At 67.7% G+C, this 22,563-nt stretch carries 17 protein-coding genes and 2 pseudogenes; 10 read left to right on the forward strand and 9 right to left on the reverse strand.

Annotation, left to right across the window (positions count from 1 at the left end; genetic code table 11):
- Nucleotides 1–5: 5 nt before the first annotated feature.
- Genes FFK22_RS01630 through FFK22_RS01640 form a run of 3 tightly spaced genes read right to left on the reverse strand, consistent with a single transcriptional unit; the run spans nt 6 to nt 3,377 of the window.
- Nucleotides 6–1,583 (reverse strand): ABC transporter substrate-binding protein, encoded by a 1,578-nt coding sequence (locus FFK22_RS01630; RefSeq protein WP_138886444.1) that lies wholly within the window; start codon nt 1,581–1,583, stop codon nt 6–8.
- Between the two features lie 26 nt (nt 1,584–1,609).
- The gene (locus FFK22_RS01635; RefSeq protein WP_138886443.1) at nt 1,610–2,446 is read right to left on the reverse strand and encodes an ABC transporter permease; all 837 of its coding nucleotides are present in this window, start codon (nt 2,444–2,446) and stop codon (nt 1,610–1,612) included.
- A 10-nt stretch (nt 2,447–2,456) separates the two neighbouring features.
- Nucleotides 2,457–3,377, reverse strand: a complete 921-nt coding sequence (locus FFK22_RS01640; RefSeq protein WP_138886442.1) for an ABC transporter permease — start codon at nt 3,375–3,377, stop codon at nt 2,457–2,459.
- Between the two features lie 161 nt (nt 3,378–3,538).
- Here FFK22_RS01640 and FFK22_RS01645 point away from each other — a divergent pair, with 161 nt between their 5' ends.
- Nucleotides 3,539–4,447 carry a LysR substrate-binding domain-containing protein gene (locus FFK22_RS01645; protein ID WP_138886441.1) on the forward strand — a complete coding sequence of 303 codons (909 nt, stop codon included), beginning with the start codon at nt 3,539–3,541 and terminating at the stop codon, nt 4,445–4,447.
- A gap of 77 nt (nt 4,448–4,524) precedes the next feature.
- Here FFK22_RS01645 and FFK22_RS01650 read toward each other — a convergent pair whose 3' ends face one another.
- Nucleotides 4,525–5,340 carry an oxidoreductase gene (locus tag FFK22_RS01650; protein ID WP_138886440.1) on the reverse strand — a complete coding sequence of 272 codons (816 nt, stop codon included), beginning with the start codon at nt 5,338–5,340 and terminating at the stop codon, nt 4,525–4,527.
- Between FFK22_RS01650 and FFK22_RS01655 the strand changes: the two genes are divergently transcribed.
- The 3 genes from FFK22_RS01655 to FFK22_RS01665 all read left to right on the forward strand — a co-directional run bounded on the left by FFK22_RS01655 (nt 5,288) and on the right by FFK22_RS01665 (nt 10,223).
- Nucleotides 5,288–5,914 carry a MarR family winged helix-turn-helix transcriptional regulator gene (locus FFK22_RS01655; protein ID WP_186002251.1) on the forward strand — a complete coding sequence of 209 codons (627 nt, stop codon included), beginning with the start codon at nt 5,288–5,290 and terminating at the stop codon, nt 5,912–5,914. The two genes, FFK22_RS01650 and FFK22_RS01655, sit on opposite strands and share 53 nt — an antisense overlap.
- Nucleotides 5,915–5,997: 83 nt before the next feature.
- Complete coding sequence (locus FFK22_RS01660; protein WP_138886438.1) at nt 5,998–7,113, forward strand: efflux RND transporter periplasmic adaptor subunit; 1,116 nt, start codon at nt 5,998–6,000, stop codon at nt 7,111–7,113.
- Nucleotides 7,110–10,223 (forward strand): efflux RND transporter permease subunit, encoded by a 3,114-nt coding sequence (locus FFK22_RS01665; RefSeq protein ID WP_138886437.1) that lies wholly within the window; start codon nt 7,110–7,112, stop codon nt 10,221–10,223. Before FFK22_RS01660 ends, FFK22_RS01665 begins: the two co-directional genes overlap by 4 nt.
- Before the next feature lie 19 nt (nt 10,224–10,242).
- Here the strand turns inward: FFK22_RS01665 and FFK22_RS01670 are convergent, their stop codons facing one another.
- The 5 genes and pseudogenes from FFK22_RS01670 to FFK22_RS44305 all read right to left on the reverse strand — a co-directional run.
- A complete protein-coding gene (locus tag FFK22_RS01670) occupies nt 10,243–11,472 on the reverse strand; it encodes an MFS transporter (protein WP_138886436.1) in 1,230 nt (409 codons plus the stop codon).
- Nucleotides 11,469–12,113 (reverse strand): transcriptional regulator, encoded by a 645-nt coding sequence (locus FFK22_RS01675; protein ID WP_138886435.1) that lies wholly within the window; start codon nt 12,111–12,113, stop codon nt 11,469–11,471. Before FFK22_RS01675 ends, FFK22_RS01670 begins: the two co-directional genes overlap by 4 nt.
- 330 nt (nt 12,114–12,443) lie before the next feature.
- A complete protein-coding gene (locus tag FFK22_RS01680) occupies nt 12,444–15,629 on the reverse strand; it encodes an MASE1 domain-containing protein (RefSeq protein ID WP_138886434.1) in 3,186 nt (1,061 codons plus the stop codon).
- Between the two features lie 243 nt (nt 15,630–15,872).
- Nucleotides 15,873–16,161 (reverse strand): annotated as a pseudogene (locus tag FFK22_RS44300) (transposase); the annotation flags it as partial.
- 172 nt (nt 16,162–16,333) lie between these two features.
- A pseudogene (locus tag FFK22_RS44305) lies at nt 16,334–16,495 on the reverse strand (IS66 family transposase zinc-finger binding domain-containing protein); the annotation flags it as partial.
- Between the two features lie 373 nt (nt 16,496–16,868).
- On the opposite strand from FFK22_RS44305, the gene FFK22_RS01690 reads away from it, so the two are divergent.
- Genes FFK22_RS01690 through FFK22_RS01715 form a run of 6 tightly spaced genes read left to right on the forward strand, consistent with a single transcriptional unit; the run spans nt 16,869 to nt 22,420 of the window.
- Nucleotides 16,869–17,846: a LacI family DNA-binding transcriptional regulator gene (locus FFK22_RS01690; protein WP_221938318.1), complete on the forward strand. Its 978-nt coding sequence runs from the start codon at nt 16,869–16,871 to the stop codon at nt 17,844–17,846.
- The gene (locus FFK22_RS01695; protein ID WP_138886431.1) at nt 17,843–18,868 is read left to right on the forward strand and encodes a polyamine ABC transporter substrate-binding protein; all 1,026 of its coding nucleotides are present in this window, start codon (nt 17,843–17,845) and stop codon (nt 18,866–18,868) included. The genes FFK22_RS01690 and FFK22_RS01695 overlap by 4 nt, the downstream gene beginning before the upstream one ends.
- Nucleotides 18,869–18,875: 7 nt before the next feature.
- Nucleotides 18,876–19,706, forward strand: coding sequence for an ABC transporter permease (locus FFK22_RS01700; RefSeq protein WP_138886430.1), 831 nt, complete (start codon nt 18,876–18,878; stop codon nt 19,704–19,706).
- The gene (locus tag FFK22_RS01705) at nt 19,706–20,479 is read left to right on the forward strand and encodes an ABC transporter permease (protein ID WP_138886429.1); all 774 of its coding nucleotides are present in this window, start codon (nt 19,706–19,708) and stop codon (nt 20,477–20,479) included. Before FFK22_RS01700 ends, FFK22_RS01705 begins: the two co-directional genes overlap by 1 nt.
- Nucleotides 20,472–21,494, forward strand: coding sequence for an ABC transporter ATP-binding protein (locus tag FFK22_RS01710; protein ID WP_138886428.1), 1,023 nt, complete (start codon nt 20,472–20,474; stop codon nt 21,492–21,494). Before FFK22_RS01705 ends, FFK22_RS01710 begins: the two co-directional genes overlap by 8 nt.
- Entirely contained in the window at nt 21,491–22,420 is a 930-nt protein-coding gene (locus FFK22_RS01715; protein WP_221938319.1) for a nucleoside hydrolase, read from the forward strand. Before FFK22_RS01710 ends, FFK22_RS01715 begins: the two co-directional genes overlap by 4 nt.
- Nucleotides 22,421–22,563 lie beyond the last annotated feature (143 nt).

The following is a 22,563-nucleotide window of genomic DNA, read 5'->3' on the forward strand; positions in this document are numbered from 1 at the left end:
CGGTCTCAGCCCAGCTTCAGATAGCCGCCATACATGCGCATGTCGCTGTCGCCGATCGGCGTCCATGCGATGTCGCCGCGATGCGCCCAGTTGTAGACGCTCTTCCACAGATAGAAGCCGGGCGTGACCCGTTGCCATTCCTCCGACAAGGCGAGATAGGCCGCCTTGCGCTTGTCGAACTCGATCTCCTTCTCGAAGGCGCGGCCGAGCTCGACGAATTTCTCGGTCGGCGTCCAGGTCTTCCAGCTCGCGGTGGAGCGGGTCGCGGTCGGGCCCCAGTCCAGCCACAGCGGCTGGTACGGGTCGCCCGGGATGAAGTCCGAGCTCATCGACATGTTCATCAGGTGATAGGGGCGGCGGTAGACCAGCTCGAAATTGTCCAGCACCTGCGCCTCGACATTGACGCCGATCTCGCGCCACTGCTCGACCATCACCTCGGCCGCGGCCTCGTAGTTCGGATAGAACTGGCGGGTGATGTGCCACAGCAGCTTCTGGCCGTCATAGCTGGTCTCCTTGACCAGGGCCTTGGCCCGCTCCGGGTCGTAGGGCAGCTTCGGCTTCGCCTCCGGGTCGTAGAACTTGCCGTATTCCGTGAAGTTGAACGGCACCGCCGGATGGAAGGTGGCATCGCCGAACAGGGCCGTGACGATCTCGTCCATGTTGATGCCCTGGACCATGGCGTAACGCAGCTTCGGGTCGACCAGCGGATTGTCCGGCGGGTCGGGCAGGGTGTTGAAGGCGAAGGCCGGGTAGTTCTCGACCTGGCGCCGGACCAGCTTGACCTCGGGATAGCCCTGCAGCGTCGGCTCCTGGTCGGTCGGGATGTTGACGATGAAGTCGAACTCCTTCGACACCAGCCCGGCCAGGCGCGCCGCGAATTCCGGCACGATCTTCCACACCAGCTGCCGTGCCGGCGGCGGGTCACCCCAATAGCCGTCGAAGGCGTCCAGCACCATCACTTCGCCGGAGCGGAAGGTGGTGACCTTGTAGGGTCCGGTGCCGATCGGCGCCTGGCCGAAGCGGTCGACGCCGACCTCGAGATAGTATTTCTTCGGCACCACCAGGCCGATATTGCCGGTCAGCTTGCCCGGGACGTTCGGGTCGGGCGTGGCGGTCTCGATCTCGATGGTGTGGGGGCCGGTGGCCTCCACCCGCTTGAAGCCGGCGGTGAAGGTCTTGCCGCGCGGCTCGAACGGCTTCGGCCCCCACAGCCGGTCGGCGCCGAGGGTGAAGGCGACGTCCTCGGCCGTCATGTCCGTGCCGTCGTGGAACTTCACGCCCTGGCGCAGCTCGATGGTCCAGACCGTGCCGTTCCGCTCCCACTTCGTCGCCAGCTTCGGCTGCAGCGCCAGGCCGTTCGGGTCGGAGAGGTAGTCGCGCTCGATCAGCGCCTCGTAGAAGTTCGGAAAGATCCGGTTCGAGGTGGTGCTGAGGCCGTTGATCGGCGACATCGTCTGCCACAGATTGTCGACCGCGATGGTCAGCACCGGCCGGTCCGCCGCCCGCCCGTATCGCAGCGGCGTCGCCAGCGAAACGGCACCGGCGCCGAGCGCCAGCTTGCCGAAACCGCGTCTTGTGAACATCGAAGCCTCCTTTGCTTGTTTGGTTGTCAGGCGGTGCGGTGGCGCAGCATCGGGTCCAGCCGGTCGCGCAGCCAGTCGCCGACGATGCTCATCGACAGGGTGATGGCAAAGATAACGAGGCCGGGCCACACCGCGATCCACCAGGCGCTGGACAGGTATTCGCGGCCGTCGCCGAGGATCTGGCCCAGGCTGGTCAGCGGCGGCTGGATGCCGAGGCCGAGGAAGCTCAGCGAGGTCTCGAGCAGGATGATCTGCGGGAAGTTCAGCGTGATCTGGACGATCAGCGCGCTCGCCACATTCGGCAGGATATGCCGCAGGTACAGGCGCATCGGCGCGGCGCCCAGCGCCACCACCGCCTTGGCATAGGGCTGGCTGGCGGCGGACAGGACGACGCCGCGCGCCAGCCGGGCGTAGGATTCCCAGCCATGCAGCCCCATCAGGATGACGAACAGCGTCAGGCTGTTGCCGAAGAAGGCCAGGAGGGTCAGGGCGATCAGGATGAAGGGCAGGGACGCCTGGAAGTCGACCAGCATCATCAGCGACTCCTCGACCCAGCCGCGGAAATGCGCGGCGATGAAGCCGATGGTGCAGCCGACGACGGCCCCGATCACCGTGCCGGCGACGGCGACCGACAGCGACATCTGCAGCCCGCCGACCAGCCGGGCCACCATGTCGCGGCCGAGCCGGTCGGTGCCGAGCAGGTGGCGCGGGTCGCCGCCCAGGAAGGATGGCGGCTTGAGCCGGGCCAGCAGGTTCTGCTGGGTCACGCCGTAGGGCGTCAGCCAGCCGCCGAACAGGGCGGCCAGCAGCGCCGCCGCCAGGATCGCGAAGGCCGCTGCCAGGAGCCAGGGGAAGCGCCGCATCGCCAGGCCCTCAGCGCGCCGTGCGGATGCGCGGGTCGAGCAGCCCGTACAGCAGGTCGACCGCGAGATTGGCCGCGACCATGGTGACGGCGACCAGCAGCACCAGCGCCTGCACCACGGCGAGGTCGCGCGAGGTCACGGCGGTGACTAGCAGCCGGCCGATGCCGGGCCAGGCGAACACCGTCTCCACCACCACCGCGCCGCCGACCAGCGCGCCGAGATTGAGGCCGATGACGGTGACGATCGGGATGGCGGCGTTGGGCAGGGCGTGACGCAGCACCCGGTACAGGGGCGGCGCGCCCTTCGCCGCGGCGGCGCGCATATAGGGCTTACTCAAGACCTCCAGCATCGCCGAGCGGGTGAAGCGCGCCAGCGTGCCGGCGGTATAGACGCCGAGCGTCGCCGCCGGCATCAGGAGGTGCAGGATCGAGCCGGTGCCCGAGCTCGGCAGCCATTGCAGGGTCAGCGAGAACAGCAGGATCAGCAGGATGCCGAGGAAGAAGTTCGGCAAGGCGAAGCCGAACACGGCGAAGCCCATCACCAGCCGGTCGAGGGCGGAGCCGCGGCGCAGCGCCGCGACGATGCCGGCCGGCACCCCGACCAGGATGGCGACGGCATAGGCGGACAGGCCCAGCAGCACGGTCCAGGGCACGCGCTCGGCGATGATCTCGGTCACCGATCTTCCGTCGCGATAGGAGGTGCCGAACTCGCCCGACGCCATCTGCACGACGTAGCGCAGATACTGCTCGGGCAGCGGCCGGTCGAGGCCCCAGGCCTCCCGGAACTGCGCGATCTCCTCGACCGTGGCGTCGGGGCCCAGCAGCGACTGCACCGGGTCGCCCGAAATTCGCAGGACGATGAAGGCGAAGGTCACGACGAACCACAGCGTCAGGAGGGTCCGCGCGGCTTTCACCGACCAGAAGCGCACCATGCAGCAGCCTTCTCCGTTGTCGGGGGCGGGCAGGCCGGTATCGGGAGGGGGCCCGCGATCGGCAAGACAGCGGCCGGTCCGGGACGTCGAAGCCGCTAGCGAACCACAGCGATCCCATGGGATCTATCACAAAAATACAAAGGCATTTATATGTCGGAGATATGAATAGGGGCATCGAGCTGCGGCATCTGAGCTATTTCGCCTGCCTGGCGGAGGAGCTGCATTTCGGCCGCGCCGCCGACCGACTCGGCATGGCCCAGGCGCCGCTCAGCCAGCAGATCCGCCAGCTGGAGGAGCGGCTGGGCGTCCGCCTGTTCGACCGCACCACCCGGCGGGTCAAGCTGACCGCGGCGGGCGAGATCCTGCTGCGCCACGCGCGCGACGTGCTCAGCGGCCTGGACCGCGCCATCTCCCACACCAGGGCGATCTCGGGCGAGCATGTCGGCCATCTCGTCGTCGGCGGCGTGCAAATGGCGCTGTCGCAGTTCCTGCCCGCCATCATCCGCGTGTTCCGCCAGGACTACCCCGCGGTCACGGTCGACGTCGTGCCCTTCACCACGGCCGAGCAGCTGAAGACGCTGGAGGCCGGCGGCATCAACGTCGCCTTCATCCGGCCCACCGCCGCGGCCGGCTTCATGCAGATGGAGCGGTTGTCGAGCGAGGGCTTCGTCGCGGTGCTGCCGAAGACGCATCCGCTGGCCGCCAAGCCCGACCTGTCGCTGCGCGACTTCTCCGGCCAGCCCTTCATCGGCTATGCGCCGATCCTCGGCGCCAGCTACAGCAACCTGGTGCTGGACGCGTTCCGCCAGGCCGGGGTGCGGCCGATGGTGGTGCAGGACGCCTCGCACACCTTGTCGATCGTCACCCTGGCCGCCGCCGGGGTCGGCCTCGGCATCGTGCCGTCCTGGGTGTCGCACATGCCGCTGCCGGAGCTGGCCTACCGGCCGCTCGACGACCTGCCGCAGGCGGTCGAGCTGGCCATCGCCTGGCCGGCCGGCGAGACCTCGCCGGCCGTGCTCGACTTCGTCCGCATCTCCCGCCTCATCGCGGCCCAGCGCCGGGCGCACTGAAGTGAGTTCTGATCAGGTGTTCCGGCGAGAACCTGACCCCGGATAGCGAGCTCTTCGAGCCTCGGCACTCGGATTGGTCAGGCCGGCAGCCGCATCTGCTTGCGCAGGCTCTTGTCGAATGCCTCCGCTGGCACGAACCGTCGCAACAGGCTGACTTGCCGCGCCCTCTTTCCGGCGGTGTAGCGCCGCCGCGGGCGGGCGTCGGTCACGGCCCTGAGCACTACGTCGGCCACCACCTGCGGGTCGTCGCCCGCGCTCACCATGTCCCTCATCACCCCGACGGCATCGCTCCGAGCCCGGTCATACTCCGCCAGCGCGGCATCCGGCTCGAGGGAGTTCTGCTCGAAGCCGCTGCGCGTGTTGCCCGGTTCGATCAGCGAGACGCGGATGCCGAAGGCGCGGACTTCGTGGTCGAGCGATTCCGAGTAGCCTTCGAGCGCGTGCTTGGTCGCCGAGTAGTGGGTCGAGTACGGCGCGGGGATCAGCCCCAGGATCGAGCCGATATTGATGATGCGCCCCTGGCCGCGCCGCCGCATCGACGGCAGCACCGCGTTGGTCATGCGCAGGATGCCGAACAGGTTGACGTCGAACAGGGCCTGCACCTGGGCGATGGAGGATTCCTCGGCACCGCCGATCAGGCCGATGCCGGCGTTGTTGACCAGGACGTCGATCCGGCCGGTCTGCGAGAGCACGTCCGCGACCAAGGCCTCGACCGACTCGTCGTCGGTCACGTCGCAGGTCAGCATGGAAACCTGGGCCGGGCCGTTGGCGGTCGCTCGCCGACTTGTGCCGAAGACGGTGAAGCCCGCCCGTGCCAGCGCCTCGGCGATGACGCGGCCGATGCCCGAGGAGGCTCCGGTCACGATCGCGGTCTTCCCTGAATGTACGTTCATCGATCCTCCAAATCCACGAGGCCAAGCCTCTGCCGGCCAATTGAATTTCGACCATCATATAATCAAAGCTGCGCCTCTTGACGATAGGTTCATATGCACCTATTTTAGCGGCATGTCACCTCCACAAGCCCTCGACGACGCAACCGCCGACCTCATCGCCCGTACCTGCCTGTGCCAACGCATCCAGCGGGCAGGGCGGATCGTCGGCCGCCGTTTCGACGAAGCGTTCCGGTCGCTTGGGATCAACAACTGGCAGTTCTCCATCCTCGTCGCGCTCCGGCAGCTTCGGTCGCCGATGATCGGGGAGGTGGCCGAGGTGCTCGGGATGGACCGCACGACCCTGACCAAGAACCTGAAGCCGCTGGCACGGCGCGGGCTGCTGCGCGTGGCCGCCGACGAGCACGACGCGCGGGCGCGGCGCATCACCCTGACCGCAGCCGGCGAGGAGATCCTCGCCAACGCCGGAGAGGGCTGGCAACGGGCCCAGCGGGCGGTCACGCGCGACTTTCCTCCGGAAGAGCTGGCGCGGCTGACGTCCTCGCTGGAGCGTTTCGGGTCTGTAGGCCGGGGCTGAAAGATGGCCACGAGATCCACAGCTTCGGCAAATACGTGCATATACACCGATTCCCGCCTGCCCCAGTCGTCGGAACCCCGCTCATGACCAAGACGCGTCTCCTGCTCTTCGTGGCTCTGCCGCTGCTGGCGATCGGCGCGGCGGGCGTCGTCGTGGTCTCGGGAGCGGCCGAGGAGCGGGGGAGGGTGCAGGACGATCCGCGCAGCGCTCCGCCGGTGATCGCGATCGCCGAAGCCAGGACGCTCGGGCATGTCGAGCGCGCCTTCACCGGCTCGATCTCGGCGCGGGTGCAGAGCAATCTCGGCTTCCGTGTGCCCGGCAAGATCATCGAGCGCCTGGTCGATGTCGGTGAGCGCGTCGCCGCCGGCCAGCCGCTGATGCGCATCGACGAGACCGATCTGAACCTCGCTTTGACGGCCAGGCAGAACGCGGTGGCGGCCGCCCGCGCCGTCGCGGTGCAGGCCCGCGCGGACGACAGGCGATATGCCGATCTCGTCGCCAAGGGATGGGCGACGAAGCAGCGCCATGAGCAGGCCAAGGCGGCGCTGGATTCCGCCGAGGCGCAGCTGGCCGCCGCCGAAGCCGAGGCCAGGGTGGCGGCGAACGAGGCCGGATATTCCACCCTCCAGGCCGATGCGGACGGCATCGTCGTCGAAACGCTGGGCGAGCCCGGCCAGGTCGTAACGGCCGGGCAGGTGGTGGTGCGGCTGGCCCATGCCGGGCCGCGCGAGGCCATCGTGGCGCTTCCCGAGGCGGTCAGGCCGGCCCTGGGGTCGCAGGCGGAGGCGAGCGTCTACGGCCCCGACCAGCAGCGCTGGCCCGCCCGCCTGCGGCAATTGTCGGATTCGGCCGACCCGCAGACCCGGACCTACGAGGCGCGCTACGTGCTGGACGGCGATGCTGCATCGGCGCCGCTGGGCGCGACGGTGACGCTGTGGCTCGCGGATGCCGATGCCGCGGAGGCCGTCGAGGTCCCGATCGGCGCCGTTCTGGACGATGGCCGCAAGACCGGCGTGTGGGTGATCGACCAGGCCAAATCCACGGTCCGCTTCCGGCCGGTGACGATCCGCCGGCTCGGCGGCGAGACCGCGATCGTGTCGGGCCTCGAGCCCGGCACGTGGATCGCGGCGCTGGGCGCCCATCTGCTCCATGACGGCGAGACGGTGCGCACACTGGTTGCGAAGGCGGATGCGCCATGAGCTTCAACCTCTCCGCGCTCGCCGTCCGCGAGCGCCCGGTGACGCTGTTCTTCATCATCGCGATCGCGATCGCCGGCGCCTTCGCCTTCCTCAAGCTCGGCCGTGCCGAGGATCCCGCCTTCACCGTGAAGACGCTGACCGTCACCACCGCCTGGCCGGGCGCGACGGCGCAGGAGATGCAGGACCTCGTCGCCGAGCCGCTCGAGAAGCGCCTGCAGGAGCTGCAATGGTACGACCGGGTCGAGACCATGGTGCGGCCCGGGCTCGCCTTCATGACGCTGACCCTGAAGGACAGCACCCCGCCGGCCGCGGTGCAGGAGCAGTTCTACCAGGCCCGCAAGAAGCTGGGCGACGAGGCCCGGATGCTGCCCGCCGGGGTCATGGGCCCGTTCGTCAACGACGAGTATTCGGACGTCAGCTTCGCGCTCTACGCGCTGAAGGCCAAGGGCATGCCGATGCGCGCGCTGGTCCGGCAGGCCGAGGCGATCCGCCAGCAGCTGCTCCAGGTGCCCGGCGTCAAGAAGATCGACATTCTCGGCGAGCGGCCGGAACGGATCTTCGTCGAGTTCTCCTATGCCAAGCTGGTCACGCTCGGCGTGTCGGCGCAGGACATCTTCGTCGCCCTGCAGCGGCAGAACGCGGTGACGCCGGCGGGGTCGATCGACACCGAGGGACCGCAGGTCTTCATCCGGCTCGACGGCGCCTATGACGACCTTCAAAAGATCGCCGACACGCCGATCGCCGCCGGCGGCCGCACCCTCAAGCTCTCCGATATCGCCGATGTCCGGCGCGGCTACGAAGACCCGGCGACCTTCATCATCCGCCATCAGGGCGAGCCGGCGCTGATGCTGTCCGCGGTGATGCAGGACGGCTGGAACGGCCTCGATCTCGGCCGCGCGCTGGAGGCGGAGACGGCGAAGATCGCAGGCTCCCTGCCGCTCGGGCTCAGCCTGACCAAGGTGACCGACCAGGCCGTGAACATCACGGAGTCGGTCGACGAGTTCATGCTGAAGTTCTTCATGGCGCTCGGGGTCGTGCTGCTGGTCAGCCTGCTCAGCCTCGGCTGGCGCGTCGGCATCGTCGTCGCGGCCGCGGTTCCTCTGACGCTTGCGGTCGTCTTCCTCATCATGCTGGAGACCGGCCGCTTCTTCGACCGCATCACCCTCGGCGCCCTGATCCTCGCGCTCGGGCTGCTGGTCGACGACGCCATCATCGCCATCGAGGTGATGGTGGTGAAGATGGAGGAGGGCATGGACCGGCTGGCAGCCGCGGCCTATGCCTGGAGCCACACCGCGGCGCCGATGCTGTCGGGGACGCTGGTGACGGTGGTCGGGCTGATGCCGGTCGGCTTCGCGCGCTCGACCGCCGGCGAATATGCCGGCAACATCTTCTGGATCGTCGGCTTCGCCCTGATCGCCTCCTGGGTCGTCGCGGTCGTCTTCACGCCCTATCTGGGCGTGAAGCTGCTGCCCGCGATCAAGCCGGTCGAAGGCGGGCACCATGCCATCTACGACACGCCGAACTACCGGCGCCTGCGCCGGGTCATCGGCTTCGCCGTCCGTCACAAATTCCTGACCTCCGGCGCGGTGGGCGTGCTCTTCATGCTCTCCATCATCGGCATGGGCGCGGTGAAGCAGCAATTCTTCCCGACCTCCGATCGTCCCGAGGTCCTGGTCGAGGTGCGCATGCCGGAGGGCACGAGCATCGAGACGACGGAGCGGACGGTCGAGAAAGTCGAGCGCTGGCTGGCGGACCAGCCGGAGGCGAAGATCGTCACCAGCTATGTCGGCCAGGGTGCGCCGCGCTTCTTCCTGGCCATGTCCCCGGAATTGCCCGACCCCGCCTTCGCCAAGATCGTCATCCTGACCCCCGACGCGGAGGCCCGCGAAGCGCTGAAGCGTCGGCTGCGCACGGCCGTGGCCGAAGGGCTCGCGCCCGAAGCCTATCTGCGCATCACCCAGCTGGTGTTCGGCCCCTACACGCCGTTCCCGGTCGAGTTCCGGGTCATTGGGCCGGATGCCGGCGAGCTGCGCCGGATCTCCGAGCGGGCCCTCGCCATCATGCGGGGCGTTCCCGACGTGCAGCAGGCCAATCGCGACTGGGGCAATCGCGCGCCGACCCTGCGCTATGTCCTCGACCAGGACCGGCTGCGCCTGATCGGCCTGTCGCCGGCGGAAGCGGCGCAGCAGCTGCAATTCCTGCTCACCGGCGTCACGGTCACGCAGTTCCGCGAGAACATCCGCACCGTCGACGTGGTGGCCCGCAGCGCCGGTGGCGAGCGGCTCGATCCCGCCCGCCTTGCCGATTTCTCGCTCACCAGCCGCGACGGGCGCCTGATCCCGCTCGACCAGATCGGCCATGCCGAGGTGCGCATGGAAGATCCGATCATGAAGCGGCGCGACCGCACCCCGACCATCGCCGTCCGCTCCGACATCGGCGAGGCCACCCAGCCGCCCGAAGTCTCGATGCAGGTCATGCAGGCCCTGCAGCCGCTGATCGCCTCGCTGCCGGACGGCTACCGCATCGAGATGGGCGGCTCGATCGAGGAGGCGGGCAAGGCGAATGTCGCGCTCGCCGCCGTGTTCCCGATCATGATCGCCCTGATGCTGGTCTTCATCATGCTGCAGGTCCGCTCCTTCTCGGCGACCGCGATGGTGATGCTGACCGCCCCGCTCGGCCTCGTCGGCGCTGTGCCGATTCTGCTCGCCTTCAACCAGCCCTTCGGCTTCAACGCCATCCTGGGGCTGATCGGGCTCGCCGGCATCCTGATGCGCAACACGCTGATCCTGATCGGGCAGATCAAGGAGAACCGGGATGCCGGGCTCGACGACTACCACGCCGTGGTCGAGGCGACCGTGCAGCGCGCCCGCCCGGTGATCCTGACGGCGCTGGCCGCCGTGATGGCCTTCGTCCCGCTCACCCATTCGGTGTTCTGGGGATCGATGGCCTACACGCTGATCGGCGGCACCGCGATCGGCACCGTGCTGATCCTGCTGTTCCTGCCGGCGCTCTACGCCACCTGGTTCCGGGTGAAGCCGGCCGTCTCGCCGGACGTCGCTCTGGGTCGCGGAGACCGGGAGGCGATCCCCGTGCCGGCCGGCGCCGAGTGACGGCGCGTATCGCGACTGCTCACGACGCGCCGGCGTCTGCGATCCGTCTCTTCTCGAAGCCACGGAAGCTCTTGCGGGCCAGCGGCAGCAGCGTCGCCGCCAGATAGGCCAGGCCGGTCAGCAGCAGCGCTGCGGCAAGGCCGATGCCGCTGATCAGCGCGCCGCCGAATAGCCCGCCGAAGGGGATCAGGGTCCAGCAGAGTGCGGTGCTCATCGATGTGACGCGGCCGGTCAGGGACTTGGGGATCCGCTCGAACATCACGGCCGACAGGATCGGATTGAGGAAGCCCGAGGCGAACCCGCCGATCGCCAGGACGGCGAAGATAAGGGCGAGCGGCGCGTCCACCGCGAGGACCAGGAAGCGCGGCAATCCAGTCAGCAGGAACGCGACCGTATAGACGGCGAGGCGCGGCATCCGCTCGCCGATGGCAGCGGCAATGGCCGCGCCGATCATGGAGGTGCCGGAGAATACGGCCAGCATCGCTCCCAGCAATTCCGGGCCATGCCCGGCATCCCGCGTCCACACCGGCAGCAGGACGGCGTGAAAGGCCTGGTCCAGGAGATTGGTGGTGGCCACCATGATGACGATGCCCATCAGCACCGCATCCCGGTGCAGGAAGGTCCAGCCTTCCAGCAGCTCCCGGCCATAGGACGCCGTCGCCGCGGCCGGGGCGTGGCGCAGCGCGGGAATGCTCGCCCCGACGATCAGGGCGGCGACGGCGAAGGTGACGGCATTGAAGATCAGGGCCTGGGCCGGGCCGGTCATGGCGATCAGCGCGCCGGCGCCGGCCGCACCCACCGTCGATGCCAGCCTTTCGATGGTTCCGACGACGCCGGTCGCCCGCTCCAGCGGCACCGCCGCCAGCTCGGCAATGTCCGGCACCATCGATTGCTTGGCCGCGTCGGACGGACCTCGCAGGATGCCGATGACGAAGACGATCGGCAGCAGGACCGGGATGGTGAGCAGGCCCAGGAGGTGCAGCAGGGGCAGCAGCCCCACCGCGACCATCGAGGCCGCATCGCAGAGGATGGCGATCCGCTTGGGGCCGGCGCGGTCGATCAGCGGGCCGGCCAGCGCCTTGGCGACGACATAAGGCAGCATTTCTGCCATCGCCACCATCCCGGTCGATACGGGGCTGCCCGTCGTGCTCAGCACCAGCCAGGGAATGGCGATCGTCGACAGCCTCGTGCCGGAAATCGAGAAGATTTCGGCGATGGCCAGGGCGAGAAAAGGCGCCCGTGCGCTCAGGGCCCGGCATCCTCGTCACGGTGCGGGAGGCGGCCCGGATACGGGAAGGCGTGCAGCATGATCGTGAAGGGCGCCATGCCCGGAGGCAGCGGTTCCCCAAGGGGCGGGGCGGCCTGCATCGCCTCCAGCATGACGTCGGTCAGCCGCCGGGTCAGGGTCTCGGCCTGATCCGCCGTCAGCGGGATGATCACGTCGCTGGTCGTGCTGGCCTTGCGCCACGGGGCCGGCAGCTCGGGATATTCCTCGACGGCCCGCTGCATCTGGCCGACCTGCAGGGACAGCGCCGCCTGGGTGAAGGCGACGCCCGCATCCAATTCCGCGCCCTCGGCGTCCGTCTCGAGCACGGACGTCAATTCGTGGCTGGCGCGCCACCAGCGGTCGCGGCGCGAGGGGCCGGGCGCGTCCTCGATGAAGCCATACTGGGCGAGCTGGCGGAGGTGATAGCTCGTCGCGCCGCTATTGAGGCCCAGCCGCGCCGCCAGCTGCGTGGCGGTGGCTGGACCGTCGACCCTGAGCATGCCCAGCATCCGCAACCGAACCGGATGCGCCAGCGCCTTCAGGGCCGTCGGATCGGGAACGACTTGGCTGACGGCGCGAGGCGCTGTCGCAGCGGCCGTCTGACCAAAGCGAGGTGATTTCATCCACCGAGATTAACTTTGCAAAGGCATGTTTGCAAATATTTCTTTGTAAATGCATGAAGGGATGCCCGCTTGCCGCCCGACGACGACAGCCGGTGTGGGCAGGAAGCGGACCTGGGAAGCAGGTGCGGGCCGTGGGTCATCCTGACCGCAACGGGTGAGGAGCGGCCCCGCCGACGGAGCTGCGAGACGTCCGGATAGGGCGCTTATCGGCCATTGCGGCCGCTGCCCGGAACCGGGCGTCGGCGAACTCGGCGGGATCTGGCCCGTCCCGCCCGGTTCGGATCCGCGAAGTGCCCGAAAGCGGTCATCGCTTTGGCGCCTGGAACCCGTTCATGCCGCGACTTTCGCTTCGGCAGGAAACGTGAACATGAACGTCGCTCCATGGGGTTCGTTCTTCTCTGCCCACAACCGTCCGCCGTGGGACTCGACGATCGACCGGCAGATCGCCAGTCCCATGCCCATGCCATGCTCTTTCGTCGTGAAAAACGGCTCAAATATTTTGTCGGGAAACTCGACGCCCTGGCCGCGATCACTGATCTCGGTCTGGACCACATCCCCCATATGGCGCGCCCGTATCTCAAGAACTCTATCGCCGGCAACGGAATCCATCGCCTCCAGGCCATTGCGAATGAGGTTCACCAGGACCTGCTGTATCTGGATGCGATCCAACGTGATGAGCGGAAGGTCGCCTTCGACATCGATGACCATTCGAACGCGACGCCGCACCGCTTCCTCGGCCATGAGGCTACGCGCTTCGGCAATGATGCTGGAGAGCGCCGTGCAGTCCCTCGGCCCCGCGGATCGTCTGAACAAGGCGCGGATGCGGCTGATGACATCCGCCGTCGAGTTGGCGTCCCGGATGATGCGCTCAGCCGTGATCTTCGCGCGCTCGATGTTCGGGGGATCGGCCGACAGCCAACGGTGACATGCATGGGAATTGGCGACGATTGCCCCCAGTGGCTGGTTCACCTCATGCGCGATGGATGCGGAGAGTTCCGCAAGGCTCGCCGCCTGACTCGCGCGTGCAAGTCTATCTTGTGCGAGGCGCAGCTCTTCCTGCACCCGAACCTCACTGTCGATATCCAGGCAGATGACGTTCCACTGCACAATGGTACCTTCACTATTGCGCATTGGGGCGGCGCGCGTCTCGACCCAGCGATACTCGCCATCGAAGCGCCGCAGACGGTGCCTCCGCGCATACGGCTCGCCCGTGGACAACGAATGGGCATATTTCTCTTTGACACCCGCCACCTCGTCGGGATGAACACCGGCATCGAGTGTGCCTGCCAACCGGGACTTTCCGGTTCCGTCCAATTCTTCAAGGTTGTACCCGAGGAACTCGCGAAGCTGTTGGCTGCGATATATCGGTTCGCCGTCAGGCGCGGCGCAATCGATCATCGCGGGCAGCGTTTCAACGAGCTGCCACAGAAAGCGCTCTCTCTCGATCAGCGCTTCCTGGGAAATCACATGATCGTGGACGTCGACGTTGGCGCCATACCAGCGGATGATGCGACCACTCTCGTCGTGAAGAGGATCCGCACGACCTTCTGTCCAGCGATATGCACCATCCCACCGTCGGTTGCGGAATTTCAGCTCGAACCGCTCGCCGGTTTCGAAGGAGTGGGTCAGGGCCTGCAGTAAATCGGCCCTATCATCCGGGTGAACGATGGTCTGAATTGCGCTGGACAATCCTCCCTCATCATCGAAATCTTCCAGCTTCAGGCCAATGTAGTCGATCATGGTCTTGTTGATGTATGCTGGATCGCCGGCGGGCGTGACGCACCAGAGCTGTGCAGGAACCGTATCAATGAGTTGTACAAGCTCACGTTCCCGGTCGCGCAATGCCGCTTCCGCACGCTTGCGTTCGGTCAAATCGAGAATGTAGGCGACGCCCTGCCTAGACTGCCCCTCGAAGCAGGCAGCCCCAATCAATACAGGCACCCGGCTGCCATCCTTCCTGAAAAACTCCTTCTCGCGGGCTTGCATCTTGCCCGTCGTCTTGAGCTCTTCAACCTCCTCGCGGGAATGCACGTCTTGCCATTCCGGAGGCGTCATGTCGAACCATCGAAGTCCGGCCTGCAAATCCTGGCGCTCGTACTGGACCATGCTGAGAAACGCGTTATTGGCGTCGATAAGGCGCCCATCCAAGTCCCAGATAACGATCCCGATAATATCTGAATCGACCAGCCGCCGAATCTTGGCTTCCCGTTCCTCAATGTCGCTGTAGTGGCGGATCTGATCGTCGATGTCGTGACAAAGGCCGAACCACTGGACAATACGTCCGCTGTCGTCCCGCATTGGCTCGGCGCGGCCCGACATCCATCGGTAAATGCCGTCGGCGCGGCGTAGCCGATATCGCATGGCGAAGCTTTCGCCAGTGGCAAGGCTATGATGAAGGGTCTTTTTGAACTGCTGCGCGTCGTCCGGATGGACGGTCTCGACGACGGCCTGTAGCCGGCTCATGCCCGGACTGTCCGTATCTGCGACCTTCATGCCGAGGAAATCGACCATCTGCTTGTTAAAGAATACGGGCTCGCCGTCCGGGCTCAGCCGCCAAACGTGACTTGGAATCATGTCCACGAGCCGCGAGAGCTCCCGCTCTCGGCTGCGCGATGTGGCCAGCGCCAGCTGGTGCTGCCGGGATATGGCGGCCACGGTGAGCGCCGAAAATGCCGAGATCGCCAGAAAAAGCTGCAGCATGACCTGCCTTTGCCTCTGGGACTCGGGATCGCCGAGAAACTGGCTGTCGCCGGATATCGTGAGTGCTGCCGTGATCAGAGCGAGAAGTGTCAAGGCGACGGCAACGCCTCTGAACTCAAAACGCACCGCGACCCAGAGAAGGGGCGGCATGATGATGTAGGGGGAGGGCAGATAATTGTCGCTCAACGAAAGTGCGGCGACGCCCAAAAAGATCAGACCCAGGATGCCGGCTTCCGTCCACTGCGCGGCAGAGAGCTGGGTCTTGCTGCGCCAATACTGAATCACGACCAGTGCCAGTGGCGCCACGAGCAAGATTCCGGTGGCGTCTCCAATCCAAAACAACGGCCAGACAGCTGTGAAGGTTTGCGATTCTACGCCGAACCACGCGAGAGTCGCACTTCCGATCGTCGCGCTTGCGAGCGGCGCAACTCCAGCGCCCAGAACGACGAATGCGAGAACCTCCTGAAACGTTTCCAGGCGAACCGGAGTGCCACATTTCCGTTTCACGAGCGTTGCGCCGACAGCCGCGCAAAGGGCGTTGCCGGCATAGATCAGAAAGCCTGCAGGCAGGGGACTGTGGAACCAAACGAGCTGCGCGAACATCTCAGCCAGACAGCCCGCGAACATCCACCACGGCCAACTGTAAGGAGAGGTGAGGATGAGGGTCGCGATGAAGACCCCGCCCGGAGGCCAAATGGAAACAGATATTCCAGGGACGATCGCGAGCACCTCGGCGAACCCGCAGCCTAAGACATATGCCGCAAAGAAAAGCCCCAGGTGCAAGAATTGAGGGCGGTGCGACCAGACGGAGACCATCGGCTTCTCCTGCCGGACAAAGAAGGCTCTGGGACTGTCAGTGTGGCTCGGTGGCATCCCTCACATCCAAGCCAAGCGGTACAGCAACCGGGCCGAAGGCTCGCAGCATGTCCCGGTTCGCCGACGCGAGCGCAAGCTGCAACGGTTCGAATCCGCCGCCTTGGCGCAGTGGCACTTGTCGATCCATGCCGCGACCCGCAACAGCTTCAACCTCCGCCGTCATCTTAGAGTCCTTTTGGAACGTCAGTGATGGGCAAATCTGCGAAGGATGATACCGCCCATGGCGAGGAAGACCATGGCTTCGGAGACGTCGATGCGCTACTTGGAGTCGCACACGAGGCTTCGCCATCGGGTCACCATCCGAAGCTCCGCTCGACCACCCAGCGCCGCGGCAGAACCTTCAAGCCGGGCTCGGCGTCGGTGTGGCGGACCACCTCGACGACGAAGTTGAGGAAAGCGGCCTGTCCATCAGTTTGAGCCGGTCATAAGCGCCGTCGGCGAACGGATGTTTGACCCAAGGCCGCAGCCTGCGTGTGAATCGGCGCCACGTCGTAACCGCTCAGTATCGCGCGGTATCCGGCCCTTGCCGTGCAGATCGGTGCCGAGCCCCTGGCCGATTTGCACGCGGCTACGACCGGGCGTGCCATGTCGCCGCGGCGACGGCAGCGCTCAACCAGCGGGTGTCGCCGCAAACGCTTCGGCGAGGCATATCTGGGTCGGCGGACGATCGGTACCAGGAACTGAGCCGGCTCGATGTCGAGCGGCTCGGCGACGTCCTCGCCAATCCGATGCAGCGGGCCGGAGCAGCGCGGGCAGATCGGATGCTCCAGGTCGACCATGGTCTCGATCTGCGGCAGACGGGCCGGCTGCGACAGCGGTTATTTGTATTTGGGTTTAAAATTGCTGTATTCGCCGCCGCTGAAACTGGTTTGGATGATAACCCCGGATACAGAATGACTGTTGGTCATCGAAATCACCTCAAATGCTTTGGTTGCATGGGGCTTATAAGATAAGCTCACGCGACGAGCCGAATCCGGGCCGACCAGGGGGAGCGCGGCGCCTCTGACCGCTTTGGGGTCGTCTCCCGCCAATCCCCGCGGGTGCCAAGCGTCAGATTTGCACCACTGGTACCGCCAGCCGAAACAGCGCGCGGTTTCGGCTTGCGCCGCGGCCGCCCTGCATGGTTAATCGTGCAACCTGCTTAATCGTGATACCAGGATGTCCGGCAAGCCGCCCTCCATGCTCGATCTCGCGCGCGCTCTCGGCGTGTCGCGGGCGACCGTGTCGAATGCGCTGCGCGGCAAGGGGCGGCTGTCGCCCGAGCTGGCGGGGCGGATCCGCGCTCTGGCAACGGAGCTGCGCTACATCCCTGCCCATGCCGGCCGCGCCTTGCGCACCGGCCGCAGCGCCACCATCGGCCTGATCGTGCCGGATTTCGGCCAGCCGCTGTTCCCGATCTTTGCCCAGGCGATCGAGCGCGCCGCCAAGAGCCGCGGCGTCGCCGTGCTGGTCGGCGACAGCCTGGGCACAGCGGCGGGGCAGGCGGCTGAGATCGCCAATCTGGTCGGCCGCGGCATCGATGCGCTGGTGATCATCCCGACCCGCGGCACCATGATCGACGCCGCCGCCATCCCGGTGCCGGTGGCGGTGATCGACAGCGCCGCCACCCGCGGCAACACGGCGGCCAGCAACCATCGCGACGGCGGCCGCCAGGTCGCCGGCCACCTGATCGGGCTCGGCCACCGCGACATCCTGCTGCTGGCCGGGCCCAAGGATTCCAAAGTATCGCGCGAGCGCACCGACGGCATGCGCGAGGTCTTCGCCCGGGCCGGCATCACCTCGCGCATCCGATATTCCGTCACCAGCTTCGAGATGGGAGCGGAGATCGGCGCCGAGGTCGACCTCGCCGGCGTCACCGCCTGCGCCGCGGCCTATGACGCGCTGGCCGTCGGCTTCGTCACCGGCCTGGCCGCGCGCGGCGTGCGGGTGCCGCAGGACGTCTCGGTCACCGGTTTCGACGACCTGATGTGGTCGCGCATCGTCTCGCCGCCCCTGACCACGGTGCGGCAGGACCTCGCCGCCATCGCCGACCACGCTTTGGCCGTCGCCACCGGCGAGCGCCAGGGGGCACGGGTGTTTCCGGTCGAGCTGGTGCTGCGGGCCTCGACCGCCGCGCCACGACACGTCAACGACAACCGAAGAGGGGGTGCTTCATGATCTCGACCCGGATGGCCGCCGGCGCCGCGCTGGCCGTTCTCGGCTTCTCGCCCGCCTTCGCCGAGACGCCGACCCTGACCATCTCGGTCTACGGCATCGCGCAGGACGCCTATAAGAAGGACCTGTACGACCCGTTCGAGGCGAGCTGCGGCTGCAAGCTGGTGGTCGAGACCGGCAACAGCAGCGAGCGGCTGGCGAAGCTCGAGGCCAACAAGGCGTCGCCGGTGATCGACGTCGCCGCGATCGCCGACTTCAACGCGCTGGAGGCGGCGAAGAAGGACCTGATCCAGCCGATCGACGTGTCGAAGCTGTCCAACTACGGCGCGCTCTACGACCTCGCCCAGGACCCGCTCGGCGGCCATCTGGCGGTCGGCTACACCTTCTACTCGACCAGCATCGTCTACCGCTCGGACAAGGTCGCGATCGCCAGCTGGAAGGACCTGTTCAAGCCCGAGCTGGCCGGCCGCATCGCCCTGCCGAACATCACCACCACCCAGGGGCCGCTGGCGATCTACATGATCGACAAGGCCGAGGGCGGCACCACGCCCGACCTCGCGGCCGGCATCGACGCCATCGCCGCGCATCGCGAGGACGTGGTCACCTTCTACGAGCGCGGCTCGCAGATCCCGCAGCTGTTCGAGCAGGAGGAGATCCTGGCGGCGGTGGTCGGCCGCTTCGGCTGGGCCAACATCAAGAAGCTCGACCTGCCGATCAAATGGGCCACCCCGAGCGAGGGCCAGACCGGCGGCATGAACGTGCTGACCCTGGTCAAGGGCACGAAGAACGAGGCGCTGGCGCTGAAGTTTATCGACTATTGGCTGTCCCAGGAGGTGCAGACCAGGCTGGCCATGGACCTGGTCGACAGCCCGGCGAACAAGTCGGTCGAGGTGCCGGCCGAGACGGCGGAGGCGCTGACCTACGGCGCCGAGACCGCGGCCAGCCTGAGCTTCATCAAGCCCGCGGCGATGCTGGAGAACCGCGAGGCCTGGGTCGCTGGCTGGAACGCCAAGGTCGCGCAGTAGGCGTCCCATGTTCGAGAAGCGAGGCATCGGCCTGGCGCTGATGGCGCCCGCAGCGCTGTTCGTCGCGGTCGGCTTGCTGCTGCCGGTGGCGATCCTGCTGGCCGGCAGCTTCCACTCCGCCGCCGGCTGGGGGCTGGAGAACTTCACCGAGTTCTTCGCCAAGCCGCTGAACCGCGACGTGTTCTTCCGCACCTTCCGTCTGGCCCTCACAGTCACGGTGGTGGCGGCGGTGGTCGGCTACGCCGTGGCGCTGGTGATCGTCGACGCCTCGCCGGGCGTGAAGGGCAAGCTGGTCGGCCTCTTGGTGCTGCCGCTGATGATCTCGCCGGTGGCGCGGACCTATGCCTGGCTGGTGATCCTCGGCCGCACCGGCATCGTCAATGCGGCGCTGACCGGGCTCGGCCTGTCGGACGAGCCGATCCGCTTCCTGTTCAGCGAGACCGCGATCTTCATCGGCCTGATCCAGCTGTTCTTCCCGCTGATGGTGCTGCCGCTGGTCAGCGCGCTGGAGAACCTGCCGGCCGATGTGGTGCCGGCGGCCAGGGTGCTCGGCGCCTCCTGGTGGACGGTGTTCCGGCGCATCCTGCTGCCGCTGACCCGCGAGGGGCTGGTGGTCGGCGGCACGCTGGTCTTCGTCGGCTCGCTCACCGCCTATGTCACCCCGGCGATCCTCGGCGGGTCCAAGGTGCTGATGCTGGAGACGCTGATGTACCAGCGCGTCTCGGTCGCCAACGACTACGCCGCCGCCGGGGTCATCGCCGTGATCCTGATCGGCATGAGCATCGTGACCCATAGCGGGCTGAAGCGGCTGGCCACGGCGCGGCGGAGGGCCGGCTGATGCGCCTCGCCGGCCACACCTTGCTCGCCGCCGTGATGGTATTCCTGATCGGTCCGTTCCTCTTGATCTGCATCGCCGGACTGTCCGCCGGCGAGACCCTGGCCTTCCCGCCAGAGGCCCTGTCGCTGCGCTGGGTCGAGAAGGTGTTCGAGGTCGAGAGCTTCCGCTCCAGCTTCGCCCTGTCGATGGCGCTCGGCCTCGGCGCCACCGGGGCGGCGCTGCTGCTCGGCATCCCCGCGGCCTATGCGCTGGAGCGCTACGACCTGCCGGGGCGCGAGGCGGTGCGCGGCGTGGTGACGGCGCCGATCATCGTGCCCGGCATCATCGTCGGCCTGGCGCTGCTGCGGCACCTGGTGATCCCGGCCGGCATCCCGGTGATCGCCGCCCTGTTCGTCGCGCACACGGCGCTCTTGGTGCCCTATGCCGTGCGCATCACCTCGGCCAGCCTGAAGAACCTGCGGGTCGACATGGAGGAGGCGGCGGTGCTGCTCGGCGCCAGCCGGGCCGGGGCCTTCTTCCGGGTGGTGCTGCCGAACATCCGGAACGGCATCATGGCCGCCTTCGTCATCGGCTTCGTCACCTCCTTCAACCAGGTGCCGGTGTCGCTGTTCCTGTCCGGCCCCGGGGTCTCGACCCTGCCGATCGACATGATGTTCTACATGGAATTCAACTACGACCCGTCGGTGGCCGCGCTGTCGGGCCTGCTGGCGCTGATATCGCTCGCCATCGTGCTGGTCGCCGAACGCCTGCTGGGGCTGTCCCGCTATGTCTGACGCCTTCCTCCAACTCGACGGGCTGACGCTCGCCTATCACGGCCAGGTCGCGGTCGACCGGCTGACCGTGTCGATCCGGCGGGGTGAGCTGGTGGCGCTGCTCGGCCCCTCCGGCTGCGGCAAGACCACGACGATGCGCGCCATCGCCGGGCTGATGGCGCCGGCCGGGGGGCGGATCACCCTGGCCGGGCGCGACATCACCCGGGTGCCGGCCAACAGGCGCGGCGTCGGGCTGGTGTTCCAGTCCTACGCCCTGTTCCCGCATCTGACCGTGGCCGAGAACGTCGCCTTCGGCCTACGCCTGAAGAAGCTGCCGGAGAAGGAGATCGCCGGCCGGGTCGGTGCGGCGCTGGCAAATGTCGGCCTTTCCGGCTTCGCCGAGCGCCTGCCCAAGGCCCTGTCCGGCGGCCAGCAGCAGCGCGTCGCCCTGGCCCGGTCGATCGTGGTCGAGCCGCAGCTGCTGCTCCTGGACGAGCCGCTGTCCAACCTCGACGCCCGGCTGCGGTTGGAGATGCGCAGCGAGCTGAGCCGGCTGCAGCGCGAGCTCGGCATCACCATGATCTACGTCACCCACGACCAGGCCGAGGCGCTGGCCCTGGCCGACCGGATCATCGTCATGCGCGCCGGCCAGATCGAGCAGATGGGCCGGCCGGACGAGATCTACGAGGCGCCGCGCTCGCCCTTCGTCGCCCGCTTCATGGGCTTCGAGAACACCTTCGCGGTGGAGCAGGGGCGGTTGGCCACGACGGGGGGCAGCCTGGCACCGGGCTTCGCCCTGCCGGCTTCGGCCAAGGCGCTGGGCTGGCGGCCGCAGGCGGTGGCGCTGGGCTCCGGCCCGCATCGCGGCCGGGTGCGCGGCGTCTCCTATCTCGGCCAGACCGTCGAATACCTGCTGGAGACGCCGGCCGGGCCGGTCAAGGCCGAGGTGCCGGCAGCGGTGCCGCGACACGAGGCGGGGGCCGAGATCGCCTTCGACCTGCCGCTGGCGACGGCGGCGGTGATGGAGCGGGCATGATGCGCCGGGTCTGGATCGACACCGATATGGGCTTCGACGATGTCGTCGCCATCGCCATGGTGGCGGAGGCGGTGGACGTCGCCATCGCCGGCCTGTCGCTGGTCGCCGGCAATGCCCCGCTCGACCAGGTGGCGCAGAACGCCCGCGACGCGGCGGCGTTCTTCGGCTGGGACGCGCCGATCCATGCCGGCCGCGACCGGCCGCTGCTCGGCGACCTCGTCACCGCGGCCTATGCCCTCGGCGACGGCGCCATGCCGACGGTCGGGCGCACCCTGCCCGCAGCCGATACGCCGCTGTCCGCAGAGCCGGCGCTGCCGGCCCTGATCCGGTACCTCGTCGAGGGCGGCTCCGAAATCCTGGCGCTGGGGCCGCTGACCAACATCGCGGCGCTGGTGATCGCCCGGCCGGACCTAGCCGTGCGGATCCGGCTGGTCTGGATGGGCGGCAGCGCCGGCCCCGGCAACCATACAGCCGTCGCCGAGTTCAACGCCGCGGTCGACCCGGAGGCGATCCAGGCGGTGATCGATGCCGGGGTGCGCATCGGCATGGTCGGGCTCGACGCCTGCCGGCCGGTGACGGTCTCGGTCGCCGATGCCGACCGGCTGCGGGCGATCGGCGGCGACCGTGCCGCGGTGCTGGCCGACCTGCTGGAGGGCTATGCCTGCATCGGCCAGGCCGCGCATCCACTCTACGATCCGGTGGCGGCCGCCGCCTGGATCGATCCGGCGACAGTCGGCTTCCGCCCGGCCCGGCTGGATGCCGAGCTGTCCGGCCGGCTGACCCGCGGCATGACCGTCATCGAATGGCGGGTGCCGCGCAAGGCCGCCGCCAATGCCGACATCGCCACCGTGCCGGACGCCGAGCGCATCCGGACGATGGCTCTCGGCGCGCTCGAACGCGCCGCCCGATCTGGAGGGGCCGGATGAACGGAGAAGCCGCCCGGCGCCCTTCTCCTCGGGACGAAGGCACTGACACATCTCCTGGCTCCGCTCCCATTGCCTCTCCCGCTTGCGGGAGAGGTCGGGCTCGCGCAGCGAGACCGGGTGAGGGCGGCTCGGCCGCGACACCA

The sequence above is a fragment of the Mycobacterium sp. KBS0706 genome, assembly GCF_005938675.2.
Taxonomy (GTDB): domain Bacteria; phylum Pseudomonadota; class Alphaproteobacteria; order DSM-16000; family Inquilinaceae; genus Inquilinus.